Here is a 22,094-nt window from a genome sequence, read left to right on the forward strand (position 1 = left end):
TCGTTCCGTGTTATTTTTGCGCGTTCGCTTTGTCTTGCGACGTTTGCGCTGCATACGCTACCGCTTCCGGGCTCTTCACTTTGCCGATCAACTCTTGCAAGCCTACGCCGATATCCGCGCCTACGCTCGGTTGAACGATCGCATCGAATGCCTTCCACGAAGAGGATGCGTTAGTCATTACACCAAGCACTTCGGAGATCAGCGGGTCTACCCCTGACATATCGGACAGCTTCATGGAAGGAAGTACTTTGTCTTCAAGAAGCGTGCGTTTCTGGATTTCTTCGTTAAAAAAGTTTTTGATGAACTGTTTAACAGCTGCTTGCTGGTCGGCATCCAGGTTAGCCGAGAAACCGAAGCCGTTCGAGTAGCTCGCGTTGATCGACGTTTGATCGCCTTTGCCGCCTGCGATGGACGGGAAGCTGAAGTAGCCGATGTTGCCTTTCAGATCGCCAGCCTCGTCGCTTGTGAAGCGGTTCGCATCCCAGCTGCCTGTGAAGACCATCGCGGTTTCACCTTTAAGAAATTGTCTGCCTTGATCTGCATACGCCAGGCCAAGCGCGCCTCTCGTGAAATAATCTCTATCCACGAGCTTCGCATAATCTGCGAATCCGGCTACGAAGTCCGGATCCGTCCACTTGGCCTCGCCCGTCAGCAGTTTATCGAAGCTTGCAATGCCAACATGGCGCTCCATGATCGTGTTCCAGAGCATGCCGTTCACCCAAGCGTCCTTCGCTGCCAGTGCAAAAGGCGTTTTGCCATTCGCTTTAACGGTTTCAGCGAGCGTGATCAGCTCATCGAAGGTTTTGGGAATTTGCAGCCCAAGCTCCGTGAACATCTTCTTGTTGTAGAAGACGCCTTCGCTGTAGCCGCCAAACGGCAAGCCATACACTTTGCCATCAATCGTGAACTCATCCAGACTTGCGAATTTATCTTTAATGCCGAGCTCTTCAATGATTGGCGTCAGATCGAGCATACGGCCAGCTTTCACGTACAAGTTCAGGTCTGCGCCGCCGAAGACTTCGAATATATCTGGCGGATTGCCTGCAGCCATTTCCGCTTTCAGCTTCTGATCGCGGTTCACGACTTCGTCGATGCCTTCCATGCTGATTTTCAGGCCCGGATTCTCGGCTTCCGTCTTTGCTACTACATCTTGGAAAATACCCAAGCGAACTTTGCTCGTTTCTTTGATTTGCGTGTGACGCAGCGATAATTTCACGTCTTTGACCGTCTTTGTGCGGTCTGACGTTATATTTGAACTATTCGTGCTTGCGTTGTTATCGTTCTCGGATTCGCAGGCGGAAAGCATTAGCGATGCGCTCATGAGCATCACCGCTGCAACTGTTAACCCTTTCTTCATGACAAAGCCCCCATGCTGAGTTAATGATTACTGCTTTCCCTATACTATGAATTATAGAGGGCGCTCCCAAAGTGCAGGAGGTAGAAAATACGACGGTAATGGGATACTTTTGGGCGATAGTGTAAAAGAATGCGAACAATAAACGGCCCACAGGAGGTAAAAATCCTGTGGGCGCCGTTTTCATTCAGAGAATAGCAGCTTTCTTACCACGCGTAAGCACGAGGTGCTTCTCCGCCTGGACCTGGGAAAATTTCATCGATGCGCTTCAGCGTCGCTTCATCAAGCTCAAGCTCGACAGCGCGCAGCGAGCGTTCGAATTGATCTACTGTACGCACGCCGATGATTGGCGCCGTTACTGCCGGGTTCGCCAGCAGCCATGCGAGCGATACAACGTCTTCGCGCTCGCCGAGCTCGTCGCAAAGCTCGCCGTATGCAGCCAGCTGCGCCGCGTGCTTCTCCAGACGCTCCGCGTTGCCGCTGCGTTTGCCAGCACCGCCATGACGCGCGTTGCCTGCGAGCAAGCCGCCATCGAGCGGACTCCAAGGAATGACGCCGATGCCGAGTCCTTGCGCTGCTGGAAGCACTTCAAGTTCCGGTAAGCGGCAGAGCAGGTTATATTTATGTTGTTCCGATACAAGTCCAAGTATGCCGCGCGCTTTCGCTTCGCCTTGAGCGACTGCCAGGTCCCAGCCTGCAAAGTTGCTCGCGCCAACGTAGCCGATCTTGCCTTGCGCTTGTACGGAGCTGAATCCATTCCACAGCTCGTCCCAGCTTACGTTCCGGTCCACGTGGTGCATTTGGTACAGCTCGATGTGGTCCGTTTGCAAACGCTGCAGCGAAGCTTCCAGATGGCGGCGCAGCTTATAAGAGGACAATCCGCCGTCACGGTTCGGACCGTCATGCTTATCGTGCATATCTCCGTAAAATTTCGTCGCAAGCACGGTACGCTCACGGCGTCCGCCGCCCTGCTTGAACCAGCGGCCGATGATTTCTTCGGTACGGCCTGCATTTTCGCCCCAACCATAAATGTTCGCCGTGTCAAAGAAGTTAATGCCCGCGTCTATAGCGGCATCCATAATGCGGAATGATTCCTGCTCGTCCGTATCGACTCCGAAGTTCATTGTGCCAAGGCAAAGACGGCTTACCTTCAAACCAGAACGTCCCAAATACGTGTACTTCATCTCGATTTCCACAGCTCCTCTTTCATGGATATGGTCTAGCAAACCAGCAACCTAGCAAACCAGCAGGGAAAGTCTCCCTTCTCTATTATAGAGATTTCGACTCGGAATACCAAACGCGAAAGTCCTATTTGGCGAAAATAAAAAAGAGGCGCTGCCCTCGGAGGTTCTCGAGAGCAGTGCCTATTGGATCGTGTGCGGAAGCGCCTGATTCAGCAAGATTCCCTGGGCGAGAGAGCTCATTTGGATCTCTCAGCTCGATATCGCGGCGTTTTAGCCGCTGAGAGAGCTTATTTGGATCTCTCAGCGGGCGGAAGCGCCTGATTCAGCAAGATTCCCTGTGCGAGAGAGCTTATTTGGGTCTCTCGGTTCGGTATGGCGGCGTTTTCGCCGCTGAAAGAGCATATTTGGATCTCTCAGCGGGCGGAAGTGCCCGCTTCGGTGGGATTCCAAGTGCGATAGAGCGCATTTGTTCTCTTAGCGCGCGGAAGCGCCTGCTTACGAACGCATCGCTTCCACGGCATCGCGGATCGCCTGATAGAACTCGCGCCAGTGCGGAGCGGCTCCTTCGGGACCGACGGCTGGCTCCATTACTACTGCCCCTGCCTCTGGCTCAGCGCCAACAATTTGCTCCGGCTGCTGCGCATCTGCCTTCAGCGCGGCTGCTTCCGCGTTCGTCTTCGCCCCCGCGACTGTTTCCTTCTCAGCCATCGCTTACGCTGCCACCTTTCGTTATCCCTTCAACCGATGCTTGCGCAGCGTGAACAGCTCGCGCAGCTCGTCGGTCGACATCTCGGTAATCCAATTCTCGGATTGGCTGACGACCTGCTCGTTCAGCATTTGCTTCCGCGCTATCATATCGTCAATCCGCTCCTCGAGCGTGCCGAGCGTCACATACTTGTGCACCTGCACGTTGCGGGTTTGACCGATCCGGAACGCCCGGTCCGTCGCCTGATTCTCCACCGCGGGATTCCACCAACGGTCGAAGTGGATGACATGGTTCGCCGCCGTCAGGTTCAGACCGGTTCCGCCTGCCTTGAGCGACAACACGAACGCGCAGCCAGGCTCCTGTTCATTCTGGAACGTCTCGATCATGCGATCCCGCTCCAGCTTCGGCACGCCGCCGTGCAGGTAAGGCGTCGGCAAACCGATCCGCTCCTCGAGCAGCCGCTGCAGCGTATTGCCCATCTCCACATACTGCGTGAAAATCAGGCAGCGCTCGCCCTCGGCCGCGATTTCCTCCACCATCTCCAGCACGCGCAGCACCTTGTTGGATCGCTCCGGATCCCAAGCGTTCTTCAGCAGCTTCGCATCTTCCTTAAGCAGCAAGCTCGGATGATCGCACACCTGCTTCAGCCGCGTCAGCGCCGACAAAATCAATCCGCGCCGCTGGAAAACGCCAGCCGTCTCGAGCTGATTCATGAGCGTCGAGACAATGTTCTCATAGATCGCACCTTGCTCCACCGTAAGCGAGAGGTAAGTGCGCATCTCGTTCTTCTCCGGCAGGGCCAGCTGGATCGTCGGGTCCTTCTTCAATCGCCGCAGCATGAACGGCTTCACCCAGTGCTGAAGCTCGCCGATCAGCTTCTCATCGCGTTCCTTCTCAATCGGCAGCACGACAGCCTTGCGGAAATCGTTAAGCGTACCGAGATAGCCCGGATTTGTAAAATCATAAATCGACCACAGCTCTGTCAGCCTATTCTCCATCGGCGTACCGGTCAGCGCAATGCGATGCTGAGCCGAGAAGCCGCGAATGGCAGACGACTGCTTCGTATAGTAGTTCTTAATGTTCTGCGCTTCATCCAAGCAGATGACGTCCCACGACACGCTGCCGAGCTCTTCTTCATCGAGCGGAGCAAGCGTGTACGAAGTAATGACGAGATCCACCTCGGCCGCCTCTAGCGCGAACTGCTCGCCTCTAGCCCGCTTCGGGCCATAATGCACGAGTACGCGAAGCCCCGGCGCGAACCGTTCCAGCTCCTTCTCCCAGTTGCCGATAACGGACGTCGGGCAGATGAGCAGAGACGGCCCAAGTCCGCCGCTCTCCAGCACATGCTGCAGATAAGCGGTGAACTGAATCGTCTTGCCAAGACCCATATCGTCGGCAAGACAAGCGCCAAGCCCGAACTTGCGCAGGAACGCAAGCCAGGATACCCCTTGCAGCTGATAGTGACGCAGCTCGCCTTGGAACGCTTCCGGCTTCTCAATAAGCGGCAGCTCGGACGCTTCGCCAAGCTGTGAGATCCAAGCAGCCAAATGCTCGTTCAGCTCGACTTCGGCGACAAGCGCATCGTCGAACTCGTTCTCCGGCTCCAGCTCCGCGCCGCCGCGCAAATGCATCTCGAACACATCGCGCATCGACAAGCCGCGCTTGCCGCCATTCTTCTTAAGCCACTTCTGAAGCCGCTCCATATCGCCGGCATCAAGGTGAACCCATTCCCCGCCAATCTGCATGAGACGGCGGTTGTCCATCGCGAGCTTCATAAACTCCGCTTCGCTCATATCGACATTGCCAACGGCAAGCTTCCAATCAAAATCAACGATCTGCTGCAGCCCGAACATCGACTGCTCGCCCGATCCGACCGACGACCGAACCTTCGCTTTCAGCTTCAGCTTCCGGTTACGCGCCGCTTCCCACCACGCCGGCAGCAAGACGGAGCATCCGGCAGCGAGCAGCTTCACGCTCTCGTGCTCGAGAAACGCGTAAGCCTGATCGTCCGTAAGCTCCGTCCGAATGAGGCCAGCCGGGGCGCCCCCGACAGCAGCGCTGCTCACCGATTCTGGTAGCACCCATTCCGGCATCGCAGCCGCCCACTTCTGCTCTTCCTTGCGCAGCCGATCGGCAAAGTACGCCTGCCAGTCGGCTGGCGCATCTTCCGGCAGCACGAACCTCGGCCCGGCAGCGCCGTCTTCTTCATACGGCGCTGCGGCCGGCGCAAGCGTCAGCCAACGGCCGCCCTCCGCCCGATCCTGCAGCGCGGGTCGCAGCCGCCAGCCCTGCTGCTCGTTCGGCTCCAGCAGCTGCAGTGCCGTACGAAACGGCACTTGATCCTGCTTCATCCCGATCGACACGAGCCAGTCGTCCTCGTCGGCTGCCTTCATCACGAGCGCACCTTCGCCCGCGAGCGCCGCAGCCTTCCGCCACGCCGCTCCCGCTGCCTCGTCGCTCTCGATCAGCTCTTCCACGATGCCGGTCAGCCAAGCTTGCACCGCATCGAGATCGCCTTGCTGCTCGAGCTGCGGCACGAGCTCGCGCCACGCTTCGAGCGTCGTCTGCTCGCTGCGCGGAATATCGAGCCGCCACGCCCTTGCCTCCGCGCGCCAATTCGACCAATCCGGCGCGTACCAGCCGCCAAGAAGCGCCTCCCGAAGCAGCGCCGCCAGCTTCGACAGCACTTGTACCCGTTCCGTCCACTCCACGCGCAGCAGCCTTGCCGGCTTCGGAGACGACAAATAATCCATCGCCAAGGATGGCGGAACAGTCAACTCAATGCGCTTCAGCCGCTCATCCGAGCGCTCCTCGATATCCGCGCCATACCAGGAAGCTTCATGCCAGGCAAACAGCAGCTTGCGCATCCGAATCGTAAGTCCAGCCGCATGCGGAGTGGACAGCACGATGCCTTCTCCTGCTTTCCAGAACCCGTCTACGACGATTATATCTGCAATCGAATAGCCTCTCATGTGATGATTTTACCCCTCCACAGCTCTTCCTGCAGCGCGCGCAGCCGGCCGTGCTTACGCACAATGCCGTCTACATAGCGGTTCCAGCGATCCGCTTGCTTCTCTGCCTTATACAGCTTCTCCAGCTTCTTCATCAGCTTGACCGCTTGCCTGTAGCCTTGCCGGTTCCGTGACCGAATCGCGCCGTCAATCGCTTGATGATAAAGTGGATAGAGCGCTGTTGGCGCAAGCCTGCTCATCTCTCGAATAAGTTGAACATCCATTTCATCCGGCTCAATGCCGAAGAGCAGCTGCAGATCAGCCCATTGTTCAAATTGCTTCCGATCCAGCCAATGCTCCGACAATGCGGAATACGAGTGCGGCAGGAACGAGACAAGATACTGCTGCCATTTCGGATTATCCGGCTGCTGAATATCTGCGAGCCTGCACATCGATAGAAAAGGTCCGAATGCTTTGGACTTCCGCTCAATCGTTAGACCGCCGTACAAATATCCGATCCAACCTTCCAGCTTCCTATAGTCTCGTTCCTCCAGCCGCTGAAGCGCGCAATCGCAGGCGAGCAGCGCTGTCCGGTTGAACACCGTCTTGCTGAGCAGCGCAATCGCCTCTTCATCGCGGCCGTCTTCAAAGTCAAGGAACGCGAGCGCCATCGGTGCGAAGAAACCACCCGTACCCAAACCAACACCTGTATCCGCCGACTCCAGCTTGCTCCTCAGCCAATCGACTTCCGCTCTCGTCCACGCCTCATCTTTCACTAATCGGCCCCAGAGCGAGAAATATAACGATTCCCACCGATGCAGCTGATGCTCCCGGTCCATGTCGCGCTCGTGGAACATTCCGATCAAGTGGTCGACGGCCGTTCGTTCCGGCGCAGTCATCTCCGCAGGCACCAGCTCAGCAACCAGCTCGTAATACTGGCTAATCCATGGCTCCGTCATCCGGGCAAAAGCCATCTCATAATAGTAGCGGCTATACGTATCCGTAATGGAATACGCCCGCTCCGCCTGCTCCAGCACGAAAATGATGCCATGAATCCAGTGCAGCCGCCGAAGCCGGTCGTCCCATGCCTTCGATACGGCTTTAATATTTAATAACACCGCCTGCAGCGGATGAAGCGAATGCCGGCATTGCCGCCACACTTCACCATGCTTGCGATCCATCTCTTCCATCCATTGCTGAGGGGCAGTCTCGGTCCCAAGTGCAGCCACAGCTATGCCGCCTGACGTTTCCACTTCAGCCGGCTTGCTCTCTGGCGAATCCATCAACGCATGACCATATAGCATCCGGTTATGAATTTCATCCGCACTTCTGCCCGCATACGAGTAATACGCATAGAACACCGCAGCCATATGTTTGCAATAACCTGTGTTCGGACATGTGCAGGTACTAAAGCCAAAATCGTCGGTATCCAGTGTCACCGCATAAATAACGGTTCCTTTTACCGCGCCATATATCGAAGAGCCTTCCATCACCTGTACGGAGAGCACCTTCTCACGGCGGTAGTAATCGAAGCCGCGTTCCAGCACCTCAAGGGGGATACTGCTTGCTATTGCCGTTTCAAGCGATTGCAGTCTATGCTCATCCAGCTGAAAAAACGTGCTCAGGTTTGCTCCCCCCGATCTTTGATAACCATTCCAACCATTATATCACATTCGCTAACCAGTTTCGCTGCTCACCCGAACAACCATGTTCATTAACAAAAATAAAACCCTTGCCTCGGAGCAGCCTCCAAAGCAAGGGACATCGATGTCAACTAGGAATTTTGACGATAAAAGAAATGACATTCGGTTCGTTAATCGCAAGTCGAATGGTACCTTTGTATTGCTCGACGAGAGACTTCACGATGTGCAAACCAAGACCGGAGTGCGTGTCGCCTTTGGATGAATAGCCGGCTTGGAAGATCGGTTTGTTGGCCAGTTCCTCGGCATTGTGGCAGGTGTTGCTCACAATAAACTCGAAATGTCCATCCTTCTGGCTCGCTTCGAGGCGTACCATACGTTCGTCTTCCGCATACTTCACGACTTCGTCGAACGCATTATCGATCAAGTTGCCGAGCAGTCGCGTCAAGTCGAGCGACTTCATGCCAAGCTCAAGCTTGCTCATATTACTGAAATCGGTCTGGAAATCGACCATCAGCGGCTCCGCTTGCAGAATCTTAGACCTTACAACGGCGGCAATCGCTGGATTGCCAATATTGATAATATCGTTCATCTGCCGGATTTCGCCCGTCATCTCGGATGCGTATGCCTTCAGCTCTTCGATGCGGCCGAGGCTCGCGAACGATTGAATCGTCTGTACATGGTTGACAAAATCATGCCGCTGCGACCGGATCGCTTGGAACAGGCTGTTCATCTCGTCCAAGTATGTCTCCTGCGCCCTGCGCGCCAGCTCATCCTTCGACTTCCGGTACGCAGTGACCGCCCAGTAGACCGCAATCAAGCTAAGCACGGTTACAATCGCGATGATGATCGCAATATTCACGAATTGCTTGTCGAGTGATTTCTGAATGTTGCCATAGTCTGCAACGAGTGACAGGACATAACGGTTGATCGGATTGCCTTTATCATCGAGCATGCTGGCTGCTTTCTCGTGGACATCCACCGGAATGAACACCTTCATCACATGTTTGCCATTAATGACGGCATCCTCGTAAACCTTCTCGTTCTTCTCGTACGAAAGCTTCACATTCGCTTGATCGTCCTGATGCTTGAACATGTACGTACCGCTGACGATCGGATTCTGCGTCATGTGCGTTACAACTTCACCGTTGTTCGAAATCGTCTTCTTCTCGCCAAGCGGGAACATGGCTGGATTAATGACCGTAATCTCTTCCAGCGTGTTGTTCTCCTTCACCGTCTCGGAGATGAGCTTGCTGACGCCAGTTACCTCGTCATACTCCCGCTGCCTGCCATCGTAGCTCACATACGGATCTAGAATATAGTTAGTCGTTCCGTCGTAATAATAGCCCCATTTGTGCACAGAGCTCGTATCTGTTGTGGAGAATTCGAACGGGCCTGTCCAGAAGTTCGTCAGCTTCTGGCCCCAATCGACGGATACTTCCTTCTGGTCAAATAGCTCGTTGAACGCCTGATACCAAGGCTTCCACGTATTCGTCTTATATCCAAGCTCCTTCGGATTGGAGGACTTATAGAGTACGATATTGTCAGAGTTCCGCTTCAGCAACGTAATGTCGACCATGTCCAGCTTCTTCGCTAGCTCAACCAATTGGGCATTGGATACATCCTCGACGTTCGGGCTTAGCGCGAACTGTGTTGCAATCGAGGCGGCACGCAGCTCCCGTCCGATTTGCTCCTGATATTTTTCCGCACCGTTTCTGGATAGCTCGATTGAAACTTCAATTTGCTTCGCGACCGAATCCAATTCATGCTGCAAGCTGTCCTCTAGCGCTTCCTTCGTTGTGAAATAGTAGATGGTGTTGTTCACACCAAGCAAGAGGGCAATCATAATAATTGCCAGTAGCCATACGTTACGGCGCATGAACCAATTTCTCCCATCAAATTACATTTTTAGTAGATTACTGTCGATATAAGTAGAAACCTCTCCAATTATGAATGATTTTGCGCCATGTGACAATGTAAGAATTAAAGGACTTGTTTACATAATTATAGCCGTCCGCAACCGGACGGCCATGAACTAGCTTATTTATCCTCTCATTCGTTTCATAAAAGCAAGCAGCGCCCATTTGCGTTCCTGGCGCTTCTTGTAACGTGGAAGTGAGCGGTAGATCGTGCCGCATTCCTCCAGCGTCTGCTTCGCTTCGGCGGTCCGATCTAGCTGCGCGTAGAGGTTCGCGAGCTTGTAATACGCTTCGATCGATGAGGAATGAATCGAGCGGAACGACTCCAGGTGCTTGATCGCTTTCTGCGGATCTCGCTTCGCGTCGATCGCAGCTAACCGCAAATACGGCGTGCCGTACTTCACTCGCGGATTAATGGAGAGCGCATTATGCAGCGCCGCCTCTGCTGCGTCCGTCTCCTGCAGGTGCATGAGGCACGCGCCAAGGTCATCCCAGAACTCAGCCGAATTATCCAGTGCATCTTGCAGCGGCATGAGCCATTCTTTGGCTTCCTTATACCGTTTGCGTTCAATTAATAAGCGGGCAAGCTCATGTTTTGCCGGAATGTCGTTCGGATTCATCGCCACTTGCTGGCGCAGCCGTCTAATTGTGCCCAGTCTGCGCAGCGGCTTCACGAAGCTTGGCGTCAAGCCTACATAGCGGCGATCCAGCGCATACAGAATGACCAACATTAGAATAATGGCCAGAAACGGACTGCCCGTTAGATACCATAATAAGCCGAACAATAAAAATTTCATCTAACTGCCTCCTGCCCCCGTAACTACCTGATGAATGGAAATATGTTTCCATTTTATTGTACACGAACCTTCATTAGCCGGGTAGAGTTTTTGTCACCTGCGCATGGCTCGCCTGTTCTACAAAAGCATTTACCAGACAATGCGGCTTCTCTGGTGTTGAGCTCAATTGCGGAACGAATAGTGTCCCGATAAAAAAACGATGTCCAGAAAGTTCGGCAATTCTCGGCTTTCCTTCCGCGTCTGCTCCTACGATTTTTAACCCTGAATGATGGATGGCCGCTTCATATTCCGGGTTCAGCCCATAGCTGCATCGGAACTGCTCGACTGTACTCGCTGCATGGTCATAGATGCCGGAAACCAGCGATGGGCTCTTTATAAACACTTCGCCTTGTTGTCCGAGAAGCGAGCAGGTCAACTTATTAATGACCAGAGTAGTAGCATCGGGATTGAATTCCTCATGATCCGCCTCTTCGAGCATTAATTTATTTTGGGCATACTCCAGCATGATCGTTTGAAATCCGCCGCATGTACCTATTAACGGAACATTGTTCTCGCGGGCGTATTGGATAATTTGTAACACTCCACTTATCGATTCGAGCACACCCGGGGCAATCCAGAACCCCCTGTACGTGTCCGTTATTGCAGCTAGCTGTTCAGTAATTGCTGCTGTGGGAATCCACTCGTACTCGATCTGAGCTCCGCTTGAGGCAATAGAATGGTTCAAGGCATCATTCGTAGCTTCCTGTGAAACGTACAGACGATTAAAATCGCCAACGACTCCAATTTTCAGGCGGGATCCCCTCCATAACTCATAACTGAAAAATACCAAAAGATAATAGCACGAATAGCCATGGATTGAAATAGATTGTACTTGCCGTGCCTCTTCGGTGGAACGTACACTTATAGAAGATTAAAGCTTAGGTTTAGTATAGTCATCAGGGGGAAAGTAGGCGTCATATGAACATGGATCAGCTGCGGGCGGCACTGCCGCAATGGGTGGAAGCAAGTCGCAAGTATGCAAGTGAGGGCGTAGTCGCCTCGTATATTCCGGAGCTGGCAAAAGCTCCAGCGAATGCGCTCGGGGTAACCGTAATGGGGCGGAGCGGCGAAATGGCGAGCAGCGGCGAGACGGATTTTGCGTTTACGATGCAGAGCATTTCGAAGGTGTTTACGCTGCTGCTTGCGCTCATCGATAACGGCGAAGACGGCGTGTTCGCTAAAGTCGGCATGGAGCCGACGGGCGATGATTTCAACTCGATGCTGAAGCTCGAGCTGGTTGAGCCAGGCAAGCCTTTCAACCCGCTGATCAACGCCGGGGCGATTGCTGTTTCATCGCTCATCCAAGGCGATACGCCAGCTGCGAAGACGGAGCGGATTCTCGCTTTCTTCAGCGAAGCGGCAGGCGGGGCAAGCCTCGCGGTGAACGAGGATGTCTTCCGCTCGGAGTCGGCAACCGCGCACCGGAATCGTTCGCTCGCTTACTTCCTTAAAGATAATGAAGTGCTTGGCGATGACATCGATGTGGAGGATGTTTTGCAGGTGTACTTCAAGCATTGCTCGGCCTTGGTGACATGCGAGCAGCTGGCTCGAATGGCATTGGTGTTAGCTTTCGATGGCACCGACCCGTTGACAGGCCGCGTCGTCGTTCCTCGGCGTTATGTACAGATCGCAAAGACGTTCATGATCATGTGCGGCATGTACAACGCCTCCGGCGAATTCGCCATCAAAGTCGGCATCCCCGCGAAGAGCGGCGTGTCCGGCGGCATATTGGCGCTCGTGCCGGGCCAATACGGGATCGCCGTTGTCGGTCCCGCGCTCGGCAGCAAAGGCAACAGCACCGCAGGCGTCCATCTGCTGGAGACGATGTCGAAGGAGCTGGATTGGCGGATTTTTTAGAAGTGGATATAGAAGTTAGGGCAGTGCAGCGTATGCTGGACTGCCCTTTGTTTGGTCGGCGAGGCTGAGCGTGCTGATTTGGATCTCTCAGCTGCGCGATCGGCGCTGGAGGGGCGATTCCTCCGCGCGAGAGCAAATACGCTCTCTCAGCTCACCGATTCGCCTTTTCTGATGCTGAGAGTGCTGATTTGGATCTCTCAGCCGCGCGAACAGCGCTGGAGGGGCGATTCCTCGGCGCGAGAGACCAGAATCTGCTCTCTCCGCTCGCCAGATCGCCTTTTTTGAGGCTGAGAGTGCTGATTTGGATCTCTCAGCTGCGCGATCGGCGCTGGAGGGGCGATTCCTCCGCGCGAGAGCAAATACGCTCTCTCAGCTCGCCGATTCGCCTTTTCTAATGCTGAAAGTTCCGACCTCTCAGCACCTCAGCACCACACCGCGACAAAAAAGCTGCCCCTCAGGTCGCCAATCACGACCCGCGGGCAGCTTTACTATTTTAACCGACATGCATCATCATTTCAGGACGATTGCCCTCTTCACCTTCAACCGGCGTCGGTTTGCGCAGTACGAGACCGAGCAATGCGCCGAATGCAGCGATGAACGTGAGCACGAGGAACGTGTCGCCGAACGAGCCCGAGAACGCGGCCAACTGGCTCTTCGCTGTCGGTGCGTACACCGTCATGCGCTTCGCGAGGATTGTTGCGAGACCTGCTACGGCAAACGACGTCATAACCTGCTGCGCGGCGTTCGTCAGCGATGTGACGCGGCTCACGAGGTCACGCGGAGCGGACTGAATCAGATGCGTGTTGAGCGGCATCATTGACAGACCCATGCCGGCGCCGAGCAAAGCCAGCGGTCCCATGATCATCATGAGGCCAGACGTTTCATCGACTTTGGACAGAATGAACGAGGCGATTGTAACGAACAGCATGCCCAGGAACACGAGCGGTCTTGCGCCGATTTTGTCAAACAGCTTACCGCCGATTGGCATGAACAGAGCCGCTGCGATTGCTTGCGGCAGCATGATCAGGCCTGTTTTGAAAGCAGAATAGCCTTGCGCTTGCTGAAGCAGCATCGGAACGAGGAACATCGTGCCGAAGAGTGCGATTTGGGAAATCCACTGCACCAGGATGCCGCGCGTAAAGTCCGAAGAGCGGAAGACGCGCAGCTCCAGCAGCGGCTCTTTGCGAGTCAACTCAACAATTACGAACAGGATGAGCGCGACTGCACCAATAGCGATACCCGCGATGGTTTTCGTAGCTGTCCAGCTCGTAGCACCTTCACTTACACCGTAAGACAGACCAGCGAAAGCGATCGGCGCCAAAATAAAGCCGAGCTTATCGAGCGCAGCAACCGCTTGACGCTCAATGCGCGGAAGTGTGCGAATACCAAGCAGAATACCGATTGCACCGATCGGCAGGTTGATCAGGAACAGCCATTTCCAGCTCACGTAGTCCACGAGGTAGCCGGCAAGAACCGGACCAAGCGCTGGAGCAAGCAGAATTGGAATACCCATCATACCCATAACCGCGCCGACTTTGTCAGGCGGGCTTAAACGATACGTGAACGCCATTGCGATCGGGAGCACCATACCGCCGCCGATGCCTTGAATAATACGGAACGTAATCAACATTTCGACCGAGCTCGCAAACGCGCAAAGCAGCGAACCGACCGTAAACAGAAACACCGAGATTAGAAAAACCTGTTTCGCGCCGAACCGGTCAGACAACCAGCCTGCGAGCGGAATAACCGCTGCTTGGGCAAGCGCGTAGCCCGTTACCGTCCACGATACAACTTGCGTCGTCGTCTTGAATTCCTCAACCAGACCAGGAATGGCAACGTTAACTGCCGTGCCGTCGAGGACAACCATAAAAATACCGATAATAATTGCTGCGAGCGGGCCTAATATTTTCCGAATCGAAAACGGCTCTTCGCTACTTGCTGCAGCTGCTGCTTGTGCAGACATAGATTTTACCCTCCAGCTCCCATAATTTCCGTCTCTCCAGCTTCTTCCGCTACCTGTCTGCATTGACCCCTTTATCACGGAGGAGTACAATGTAGGCACAATAGAAAACGAAACTTGACGGTTTATTTGCGTAAATGGACAATTGTCCGCTTACTCTCAGCTTACATGAACCGTCTTTGTGTTGTCAACGTAAGACAATGTGAATTTTTTTCAAAATCAGGAGGTTCATGGTTCATGGTGCAACGGAGCGAACGAAAGGATGCCGCCAGCAATCGCGAACTTATTCTAGATACAGCGTCCCACTTGTTCCAGGAGCATGGTATCGACACCGTCAGTATGCATCAAATTGCTAAAGCTGCAGGCGTCGGCCAAGGTACATTGTACCGGCGCTATTCCTCGAAAGCGGAACTGTGTCTGGATCTGTTCACGGAACGTATACGGCGATTCGCAAGTGAAATTACTGCGCAGTTCGCGAGCAAGGCCGAACAGCCTGTCCGCGAGAAGCTCGCTCTATTCTTAACTTGCTGGATCGATTTTCTAGGTACGGAATTGCATTGGTTCAATGCCATTAAGCCGGACGCTTGGTGCGTGGATGACCAGATCGATATTTTCCAGTCCGAGCCGTTCAACTTCGTGATCGGTACGCTGAAGCAATTGCTTGAAGAAGCGGTAGCGGGCGGTGAAGCTCGCGCGATCGACGCTGACTTCGCGGCGTTCCAGATTACCACTTCAATGAGTCCGATCGCGTTCGCGTACTTCACGGAAGAGCGCGGCCAGACGGCGGAGCAGTTGAAAGAGCAGTATGTGCGATATTATGACCGGTTGTTTTTTGATAAATGACCATACCAAAAAAGGACGTTCCCCTCGCTAGTTTGCGCCGTGGGAGCGTCCTTCTTTCATGTCAAATATCGGCTACATCTACGTGCCGTTTTGACCTAGCTGGTTAAGCAGCGGCTTGTTCGGCAAGTAATGCTGCGATTTGATGTAGCGGATCGTTCGCGTCTTCGCCCGCATCACGATGGAATGGGTCTCGGCGCGCTGTCCTGGCAGCATCGTGACACCGCCGAGAAACTCGCCAGGCGTCACCCCTGTAGCTGCAAAAATAACATCCGCATCTCCCACCATATCATTCATCCGCAGCAGCTTGCGCGGGTCCGCTAATCCCATCGCGATACAGCGCTGCTCTTGTTCTTCATTCTCAGGCATGAGGCGGCCTTGAATTTCGCCGCCCAAGCATTTGAGCGCCGCGGCTGCGAGCACTCCTTCCGGCGCGCCGCCGGAGCCGACATACAGGTCGATGCCCGCCTCTGGAAAAGCCGGCGCAATCGCACCTGCAACGTCGCCATCGGACAGGAATTTGATGCGCACGCCAACCTCGCGCAGCGTCCGAATGATGTCCCCATGGCGTTTGCGATCAAGCAGCATGACCGTCAGGTCCGACACTTGCTTGTTCAGCACAAGGGCTGCCTTCTCGACCGTTGTCCGAATCGGGTCCTCAATGCTGAGCTTGCCGGCCAGCGCAGGGCCGACAGCAAGCTTCTCCATATACATGTCCGGCGCATGCAGCAGCTTCCCCTTCGGCGCGACTGCAATGACCGCCATTGCATTGTTGAGCCCGCGCGCAACAAGCTCCGTTCCTTCAAGCGGGTCAACGGCCACGTCTACCTCAGGCCCTTGGAGGCTGCCTACTTCCTCGCCGATATAGAGCATCGGCGCTTCGTCCATCTCGCCTTCGCCGATGACGACGGTGCCCCGCATCGACACCGAATCGAGCATGCCGCGCATCGCATTCGTTGCTGCTTCATCGGCATGATGCTTATCGCCCCGCCCCATCCATGGAGCGGCAGCGAGCGCCGCCAGCTCCGTGACGCGGACAATTTCCAGTGCAAGTTCACGTTCCACGTGCAGTCACACTCCTATTTTCTAGAAATTGGCGCTAGATCTCGTAATCCTGCAATAATCCGATAATGAGGCCTGCCGTTTCCTCGATTGCTTTTTCCGATACGTCGATAATGGGGCAATTCAGCTTTCTCATCAGCTCGCTTGCATACGTGAGCTCTGCACGGATACGCTGGGCCGAAGCGTATTTCGCAGAGAACGGCAGCCCCATCGCTTTGAGCCGCTCCGTCCGGATGCTCGCCAGTTTATCTGGATTCATCATCAGCCCAACGACTAAGCGCCCGCCGGCGAATAATTCGTCCGGCACTTTCACCTCAGGCACAAGCGGCAGGTTCGCAACCCGAACTCCTTTGTGCGCCAAATAAATGCTCAGCGGCGTCTTCGAAGTCCGTGACACGCCGATCAGGACAACCTCTGCGAGCAGCAGCCCTTTCGTATCCTTACCATCGTCGTATTTGACCGCGAACTCAATGGCTTCAATCCGGCGGAAGTAGTCATCATCGAGTGTATGAAGCAATCCCGGCTGGCGCTTAGGCGAACCGCCAAGCGTATCGATAAACGCCTGCATGACCGGACCGAGAACATCAACCACCCGCACGCCGCGGATACGCGATTCTTCCTTCATCGTCTCCCGCAGCTCTGGCTGTACGAGTGTGTATGCGATGAATCCACCTGTCGCGGCCGCCTCAGTGACAATATGGACAATTTCATCTTCTGTTTTCAGATGACTAAATCTGATTAACTTCACTCCTGCAGAAGCGAATTGCCGCATCGCAGCCTTCACGACCGTTTCCGCCGTCTCCCCAACCGCATCAGAGCAAATATAGATCGGCTGCGTCCTTTTCCCCTCGTTATCCACGCGCCTGTCCTCCTATTCGTGCCGGTCCGATTCCAGCTCCATCATCCAATGCAAAATATTCGTTTTGCTAATCCAGCCAATCACTTCGAATTTGCGCGAGCACTGCTCTTCCTTCGCCACAACAGGCAGGCCGTCCAGCTCTTGTACGAGCATCTTCTTCACTGCTTCCAGCAGAGGCTGATCCGGATACACCGCCGCAACCGCAGGAATTCTCGCCATCGCCATGCTGACTGGCAGCGCTGATGCACTCGCATTTCCGAGCGTGACCTTAAGCAGTTCCTTCGGCGTAACGACACCGACCAAATGCCGGTTCGCATCGATAACGGTCAGCGCCTCCGCATTCCCCATGAACAGAGAGATAACCGCATCCTGTACAGTCGCTGTCTCCATTACGCTGTTCGGCAGTCCTTGCACATCCTTCACGTAGGCATCCGCCCAGCGCTTCAGCGACTGGTCCTGGCTACCTACCGCCGCACCCGGAAAATACCCGACTCTCGGCTTCGCTTCGAGCAGCCGCAGCATAACGAGCAAGGATAGATCCGCGCGCAGCGTCGGTTTGCCCGTCCCCAGCATTTCTGCCAGTTGATCGCCCGTTATCGGGGCATGCAGCTTCACAAACTTCAATATTTCGAGTTGTCTTGCCGTTAAGGTGATGTCCATCCACTCCCGTACAATCAGACGTCTTAATTAGTAAATAATGTATCATATTCAGAAAATGTTACACAATATATGTTTGGCTATTTTTATGTAAAAATGAGAAAGGTCAAAAAGCCTTCTTGCGCCGTCCCCGGAGAACCGGAGTCGATGCTAGAAGGCTGAGCAAGGTATGCGGTGGAAAACTGTGTCAAATCTTTAACTCCCCAAGCTTTATAAGCTCGACAACCGCTTGTGAACGACCTTTAACGTTCAACTTTTGCATGACGTTGGAAATGTGGTTTCGAACAGTTTTCTCGCTGATAAACAGCTGCTGCGCGATATCTCTTGTCGTTTTATCCTGTACAAGCAGCTCGAAAACTTCGCGTTCACGATGTGTTAAAAGAAACTTGCTCTTCTGGTCGCTACCCATTAATTTTGTCACCCCTCCTTGCTCGGGTTTTTATGGTTTAACAAGGTTAAGGGATACAGTCAAATTATCTTATGATCAGGCGCCTGTAGTGGTGCGGTATGTCTAGAAAAATGGGCGGGTATTTGTCGTATTGCAGTTGTCCCTGTCGGAAACGTACAGCTCCATTTGGAGATGTAATTATGGTAAAATGAGGACAACCACTAAGGTTATTCAAATGGGAGGGCTGAGCATGAAATGGCAGCAAGTACGAGAATTATTCCCTGACCAATTTGTACTGATATCCATTCTTGATTACCGAGAGTATGATGATAAAAAACTTATCACTGAGGTAGCCCCGATCCGGGCTGTACCTGATGAGAAGACTACCAAAGAGTTCTTCAGTGCTGATCCTGGAAGTATCGTATATCACACTGCTAATAAGGATTGTGTTATTCATCTTCGGAAGGATCCACTCTTGCGAGTAAGGCGTGAATCATGAGGTTTAACTACGATGGGCAACTGCTGACATATGGGATCGGTGGTTCTGTTGCGTTCTACACCAAGATATTAGATGAGATTTTCATTGATAAGGTGCGACTTACGGAAGTAGAAATTGATGTTGGAATGCTACCACGACATCATAAAGGGCTACTTGGGCTAGATATTTTAAAAAAGTATGGATTTATAATTGATCTGCATCAATTGGAACTATATACGTCGCATAATAACTAACTACGCTGTTAGGTCAAAGAACCCTCTGTCATCTTAATGACAGAGGGTTCTTTGATTAAGTTAATAAACGGCGTTTATCGGATTACAGAGTCGTTAATCGCTCAAAATTACATATTACTGCAAGTTAACGGACCATATAATCGTTATTTAGCTAAATAGAACCTTAAAAAAGCCAGCCCCCCAAGGGACTGGTGTCTTAGTTCCTATCCTTGCTCCTGCCTTGCCTTTGCACGAACTCCACCTTACGCCGCCAATAATCCCCATGCGCATAGCGATACTGCTCCGGCTTCTTCGCTTCGTGAATCGCGAAGCCGCCTTGCGGCTTGTATTCGAATGGCGTCTCGCCCTGCGTATACGCCGCTTGCTTGCGGCGCTCGATGCAATCGTACAGCATATGCTGTTTCAGCGCGAGGTACTCGAGCGTGTGCGGGCCGAACTCGGCCTCGATTTCACCGGGGCGGAACTCGTAGTACACGGTGCGGCGCAGCGGATTGCCGTCGCCTGCAGGCGATCCGTGCAGCACTTCGATGTTGTGCAGAATGACATCGCCAGGCTGCATCGGCACTGGGATCGCATCGTCCGTCGAGAAGCCCGGCTGCTTGATGCGATTGTCCGCTTCTTCCGCGCTCCAGCGATTCGTTCCCGGAATAACCCACAGGCAAGTCTGCAGATCGGCTTCATCGAGATAGAAATCGACATTGAAGATTGGCCGCGGATCGGTGCAGCCCTCCGGAACGGCAGCGTCACGATGCCATGGCACGATGACCCCTTCGTTCGGCGCTTTCAGCACCATCGAATCCCATGTCGGGATGAAGTTCACGCCTTGCAGCTTCTCCACCGTCCGCAAAATAAACGGATGTCCCAGCAGCACCTTCATCGGATCGCTTTTCTCAATGACATACTCCACTCGGCGCAGTATCGGCTGGCCTGATTTCACACCGACACCGTACATGAAATCGGGATGATCCAGTTCCTCCGCCATCCCCTGATCGACAAGCTTCTGCATCTCTGCCTGCGCGAGGCTCAGCTCTTCACCGCGAATGACATTGCGAATTACGAGAAAACCATTTTCCAAGAAAAATTGCGCTTGTTCTTCGGTAATAACATCTTGCACAACCGCATCAACGTGAGGTAGCTTGATATCGATCACACCCATCACTAATCGCTCCCAAGTGTATAATAACTTGCTCTTATACTTGTAAGTATAAGGGAACGGGCCATCCAAGTAAGTAGTTAAAAGTAACAAAGAGGTTGCCGAAATCACACGAATCTGCCATTGTGCTATGTAAGAGGTGATTCCCAATTGTCCAAGGTTCCGCTATATCATCATCCGCTGCCCGAGCATGCGGAAGGGTCGTATTTTCACCCGCCGTATATTACGCTTGGCCATCTGTTTCACGCACCATCGCAGTGGCATATTCCGAGCCGAATGCTGAGCAGCTATCAGTTTCAATATGTCGTAGAAGGCGCTGCTTCGTATACGATTGAAGGTCAGACTTACATTACGAGACGCGGCGATCTCATCTATCATTCACCGCAGCAAATCCACGAAGTCCATACAATCCCGAATGAAAAATACATCTGTATCTCGATTCTGTTCGAATTTGGCGATATCCCTTATCCGGTGGAGCAGTTGCTAGGATCTAATCGCTACCTCGGCAACTTTGCCGGGCATGATATAGAGACGATGCTTACGCAGCTGATCACGCACTATCAGCAGCCAGGGCTTGCCCACCATGCGCAGTGCCAGGGATTATTGATGCGCATTCTTGGCGAGTTGTCCGGCTGGAAGCAGGAGCAGGAGACGAAGACAGAACCTCAGCACAAGATCAAAACGAAAATGGTCCTCGTCCGCAACTATATCGCCGATCATTACAATCAAGACATCCAGCATCATGAGCTTGAGCAGCTGTCGGGCTTAAGCCGTAACTATATTATTCTCAAGTTTCGTTCTGCCTTCGGCATTACGCCTTTCGATTATTTAACGCGTGTGCGCATTGAGCGAGCCAAAGAGCTTGCCATTCAAACGAATATGTCCATCAGCGAGATCGCGAACGCTGTCGGCTACTCCGATGTACATACATTCGGCCGCATGTTCAAGAAGAAGCTTGGCACCAGCTTTAGCCAATTCTGCTCCACTATCGTGACGGACCGAATCGAGCACGAATGAAAGAAAACAACTGATTCGCTAACCTGGCGAATCAGTTGCTCTCCGTTTGCGAATAGTAAGGGATAAGACCGTGCTTACGTACTATGTGCTATCTGCGAGCTGGGAAAATACGATCGACCATGGCGTTGAACTCTGCGATGAAGCCTTGGATCGGGTGACCAAGCTTCACATCATTCGCATAGCCAGTCATACGGTCGACGAAGTCCGGGTTCGCAGACACGTAAACATTTTTAATTTGCGGTGCCATCGCTTTGACTTCATTGGCTATCCGAGTCTTCAGATCGCCTGTTGCCGTCGTCGATGTATTATTGTTCGTAAGCATCCGTGTCGTCGAGAACGGCATCGCACTTTGTGCACGGTAGTTCTTGTGGCCCGTCAGCATGTTCGGCGTTGAAATTGAGCTTGCTCGTGTGCCCTTGGTCTTGCTCATCGACGTGCCCGATGTAGCAGTCATCTTCATACCGGAGGTACCCATCGATCTAATCGACAGATACGGACGCTGGTATGCTTGCTGCGTACGGCTGAGCGGCGTTGGGGCTGCCGAGAAGCTCATTGCTCTTGGATGCGTTCCCTTTGCCGTTACATCGCGGTTGTCTTTGAGCGAAACCGCGACATAAGCATTGTCATCCGTCATCATGACATATGCTTTGTTCACTTCGGGCATCGCTTGAAGCCGCGTGGCAATGGAATCGCTCATCTCCAGGCGGTAGTTCTTATGAAGCCCGATAATGTTGTTGCTGTTCAAGCGGTGGCCGTCTACCCGGTTCATCTCGTTCATCTGATCATTCGCAAATCTGGAATGAATGATCCGATTGCCATTCATATCATAAGCTACACTATTGCCCCGGATATTACGGTTACCCAAATCGCCCTGCTTCTCCCCACACCCTGCCAACATCGTTGTCAACAATGCGCCGGCTGCCAGCATTGCAAATTTCCGCTGCATGTGTCTCATCCTCCGTTTCGTAAGGGACCACTC

The 22,094-nt window shown here is 53.4% G+C and carries 19 protein-coding genes; 4 read left to right on the forward strand and 15 right to left on the reverse strand.

The window, feature by feature from the left end:
* Positions 1–10: 10 nt before the first annotated feature.
* The 8 genes from A8990_RS11450 to A8990_RS11485 form a co-directional block, all read right to left on the reverse strand.
* Positions 11–1,357 (reverse strand): ABC transporter substrate-binding protein, encoded by a 1,347-nt coding sequence (locus A8990_RS11450; RefSeq protein WP_116189168.1) that lies wholly within the window; start codon positions 1,355–1,357, stop codon positions 11–13.
* A gap of 203 nt (positions 1,358–1,560) precedes the next feature.
* Positions 1,561–2,538 carry an aldo/keto reductase gene (locus A8990_RS11455; RefSeq protein ID WP_116189169.1) on the reverse strand — a complete coding sequence of 326 codons (978 nt, stop codon included), beginning with the start codon at positions 2,536–2,538 and terminating at the stop codon, positions 1,561–1,563.
* A 495-nt stretch (positions 2,539–3,033) separates the two neighbouring features.
* A complete protein-coding gene (locus A8990_RS11460; protein WP_116189170.1) occupies positions 3,034–3,246 on the reverse strand; it encodes a hypothetical protein in 213 nt (70 codons plus the stop codon).
* Between the two features lie 21 nt (positions 3,247–3,267).
* Positions 3,268–6,216 (reverse strand): DEAD/DEAH box helicase, encoded by a 2,949-nt coding sequence (locus tag A8990_RS11465; RefSeq protein ID WP_116189171.1) that lies wholly within the window; start codon positions 6,214–6,216, stop codon positions 3,268–3,270.
* The gene (locus A8990_RS11470) at positions 6,213–7,742 is read right to left on the reverse strand and encodes an SWIM zinc finger family protein (protein ID WP_116189172.1); all 1,530 of its coding nucleotides are present in this window, start codon (positions 7,740–7,742) and stop codon (positions 6,213–6,215) included. The genes A8990_RS11465 and A8990_RS11470 overlap by 4 nt, the downstream gene beginning before the upstream one ends.
* A gap of 223 nt (positions 7,743–7,965) precedes the next feature.
* Positions 7,966–9,714 (reverse strand): sensor histidine kinase, encoded by a 1,749-nt coding sequence (locus tag A8990_RS11475; RefSeq protein ID WP_116189173.1) that lies wholly within the window; start codon positions 9,712–9,714, stop codon positions 7,966–7,968.
* A 165-nt stretch (positions 9,715–9,879) separates the two neighbouring features.
* A complete protein-coding gene (locus tag A8990_RS11480; protein ID WP_116189174.1) occupies positions 9,880–10,551 on the reverse strand; it encodes a tetratricopeptide repeat protein in 672 nt (223 codons plus the stop codon).
* Between the two features lie 73 nt (positions 10,552–10,624).
* Positions 10,625–11,380 carry a CTP synthase C-terminal region-related (seleno)protein gene (locus tag A8990_RS11485; RefSeq protein ID WP_425463901.1) on the reverse strand — a complete coding sequence of 252 codons (756 nt, stop codon included), beginning with the start codon at positions 11,378–11,380 and terminating at the stop codon, positions 10,625–10,627.
* A 128-nt stretch (positions 11,381–11,508) separates the two neighbouring features.
* Between A8990_RS11485 and glsA the strand changes: the two genes are divergently transcribed.
* Positions 11,509–12,447 carry a glutaminase A gene (glsA, locus tag A8990_RS11490; protein WP_116189176.1) on the forward strand — a complete coding sequence of 313 codons (939 nt, stop codon included), beginning with the start codon at positions 11,509–11,511 and terminating at the stop codon, positions 12,445–12,447.
* A 493-nt stretch (positions 12,448–12,940) separates the two neighbouring features.
* Here glsA and A8990_RS11495 read toward each other — a convergent pair whose 3' ends face one another.
* Positions 12,941–14,410: a DHA2 family efflux MFS transporter permease subunit gene (locus A8990_RS11495; protein ID WP_116189177.1), complete on the reverse strand. Its 1,470-nt coding sequence runs from the start codon at positions 14,408–14,410 to the stop codon at positions 12,941–12,943.
* 234 nt (positions 14,411–14,644) lie between these two features.
* Here A8990_RS11495 and A8990_RS11500 point away from each other — a divergent pair, with 234 nt between their 5' ends.
* Complete coding sequence (locus A8990_RS11500; protein WP_181909525.1) at positions 14,645–15,250, forward strand: TetR/AcrR family transcriptional regulator; 606 nt, start codon at positions 14,645–14,647, stop codon at positions 15,248–15,250.
* 78 nt (positions 15,251–15,328) lie between these two features.
* Here A8990_RS11500 and glpX read toward each other — a convergent pair whose 3' ends face one another.
* From glpX to A8990_RS11520, 4 genes are all read right to left on the reverse strand, one after another.
* On the reverse strand, positions 15,329–16,312 hold the full coding sequence (glpX, locus tag A8990_RS11505) for a class II fructose-bisphosphatase (RefSeq protein WP_116189179.1): 984 nt from the start codon (positions 16,310–16,312) through the stop codon (positions 15,329–15,331).
* A gap of 34 nt (positions 16,313–16,346) precedes the next feature.
* Complete coding sequence (locus tag A8990_RS11510; RefSeq protein WP_116189180.1) at positions 16,347–17,168, reverse strand: pyruvate, water dikinase regulatory protein; 822 nt, start codon at positions 17,166–17,168, stop codon at positions 16,347–16,349.
* A 12-nt stretch (positions 17,169–17,180) separates the two neighbouring features.
* The gene (locus A8990_RS11515) at positions 17,181–17,828 is read right to left on the reverse strand and encodes a CBS domain-containing protein (RefSeq protein WP_116189181.1); all 648 of its coding nucleotides are present in this window, start codon (positions 17,826–17,828) and stop codon (positions 17,181–17,183) included.
* 184 nt (positions 17,829–18,012) lie between these two features.
* Positions 18,013–18,234: a helix-turn-helix domain-containing protein gene (locus A8990_RS11520; protein WP_090641524.1), complete on the reverse strand. Its 222-nt coding sequence runs from the start codon at positions 18,232–18,234 to the stop codon at positions 18,013–18,015.
* A gap of 229 nt (positions 18,235–18,463) precedes the next feature.
* On the opposite strand from A8990_RS11520, the gene A8990_RS11525 reads away from it, so the two are divergent.
* The gene (locus A8990_RS11525) at positions 18,464–18,712 is read left to right on the forward strand and encodes a hypothetical protein (protein ID WP_116189182.1); all 249 of its coding nucleotides are present in this window, start codon (positions 18,464–18,466) and stop codon (positions 18,710–18,712) included.
* 429 nt (positions 18,713–19,141) lie between these two features.
* On the opposite strand, the gene A8990_RS11535 is transcribed toward A8990_RS11525, so the two are convergent.
* Positions 19,142–20,101, reverse strand: a complete 960-nt coding sequence (locus A8990_RS11535) for a phytanoyl-CoA dioxygenase family protein (RefSeq protein WP_116189184.1) — start codon at positions 20,099–20,101, stop codon at positions 19,142–19,144.
* A gap of 147 nt (positions 20,102–20,248) precedes the next feature.
* On the opposite strand from A8990_RS11535, the gene A8990_RS11540 reads away from it, so the two are divergent.
* A complete protein-coding gene (locus A8990_RS11540) occupies positions 20,249–21,115 on the forward strand; it encodes a helix-turn-helix transcriptional regulator (RefSeq protein WP_245995964.1) in 867 nt (288 codons plus the stop codon).
* 88 nt (positions 21,116–21,203) lie between these two features.
* On the opposite strand, the gene A8990_RS11545 is transcribed toward A8990_RS11540, so the two are convergent.
* Positions 21,204–22,061 carry a YhcN/YlaJ family sporulation lipoprotein gene (locus A8990_RS11545; RefSeq protein ID WP_181909526.1) on the reverse strand — a complete coding sequence of 286 codons (858 nt, stop codon included), beginning with the start codon at positions 22,059–22,061 and terminating at the stop codon, positions 21,204–21,206.
* Positions 22,062–22,094 lie beyond the last annotated feature (33 nt).

It is taken from the genome of Paenibacillus taihuensis (genome assembly GCF_003386535.1).
In the GTDB taxonomy this organism is placed as follows: Bacteria; Bacillota; Bacilli; order Paenibacillales; family Paenibacillaceae; genus Paenibacillus_Z; species Paenibacillus_Z taihuensis.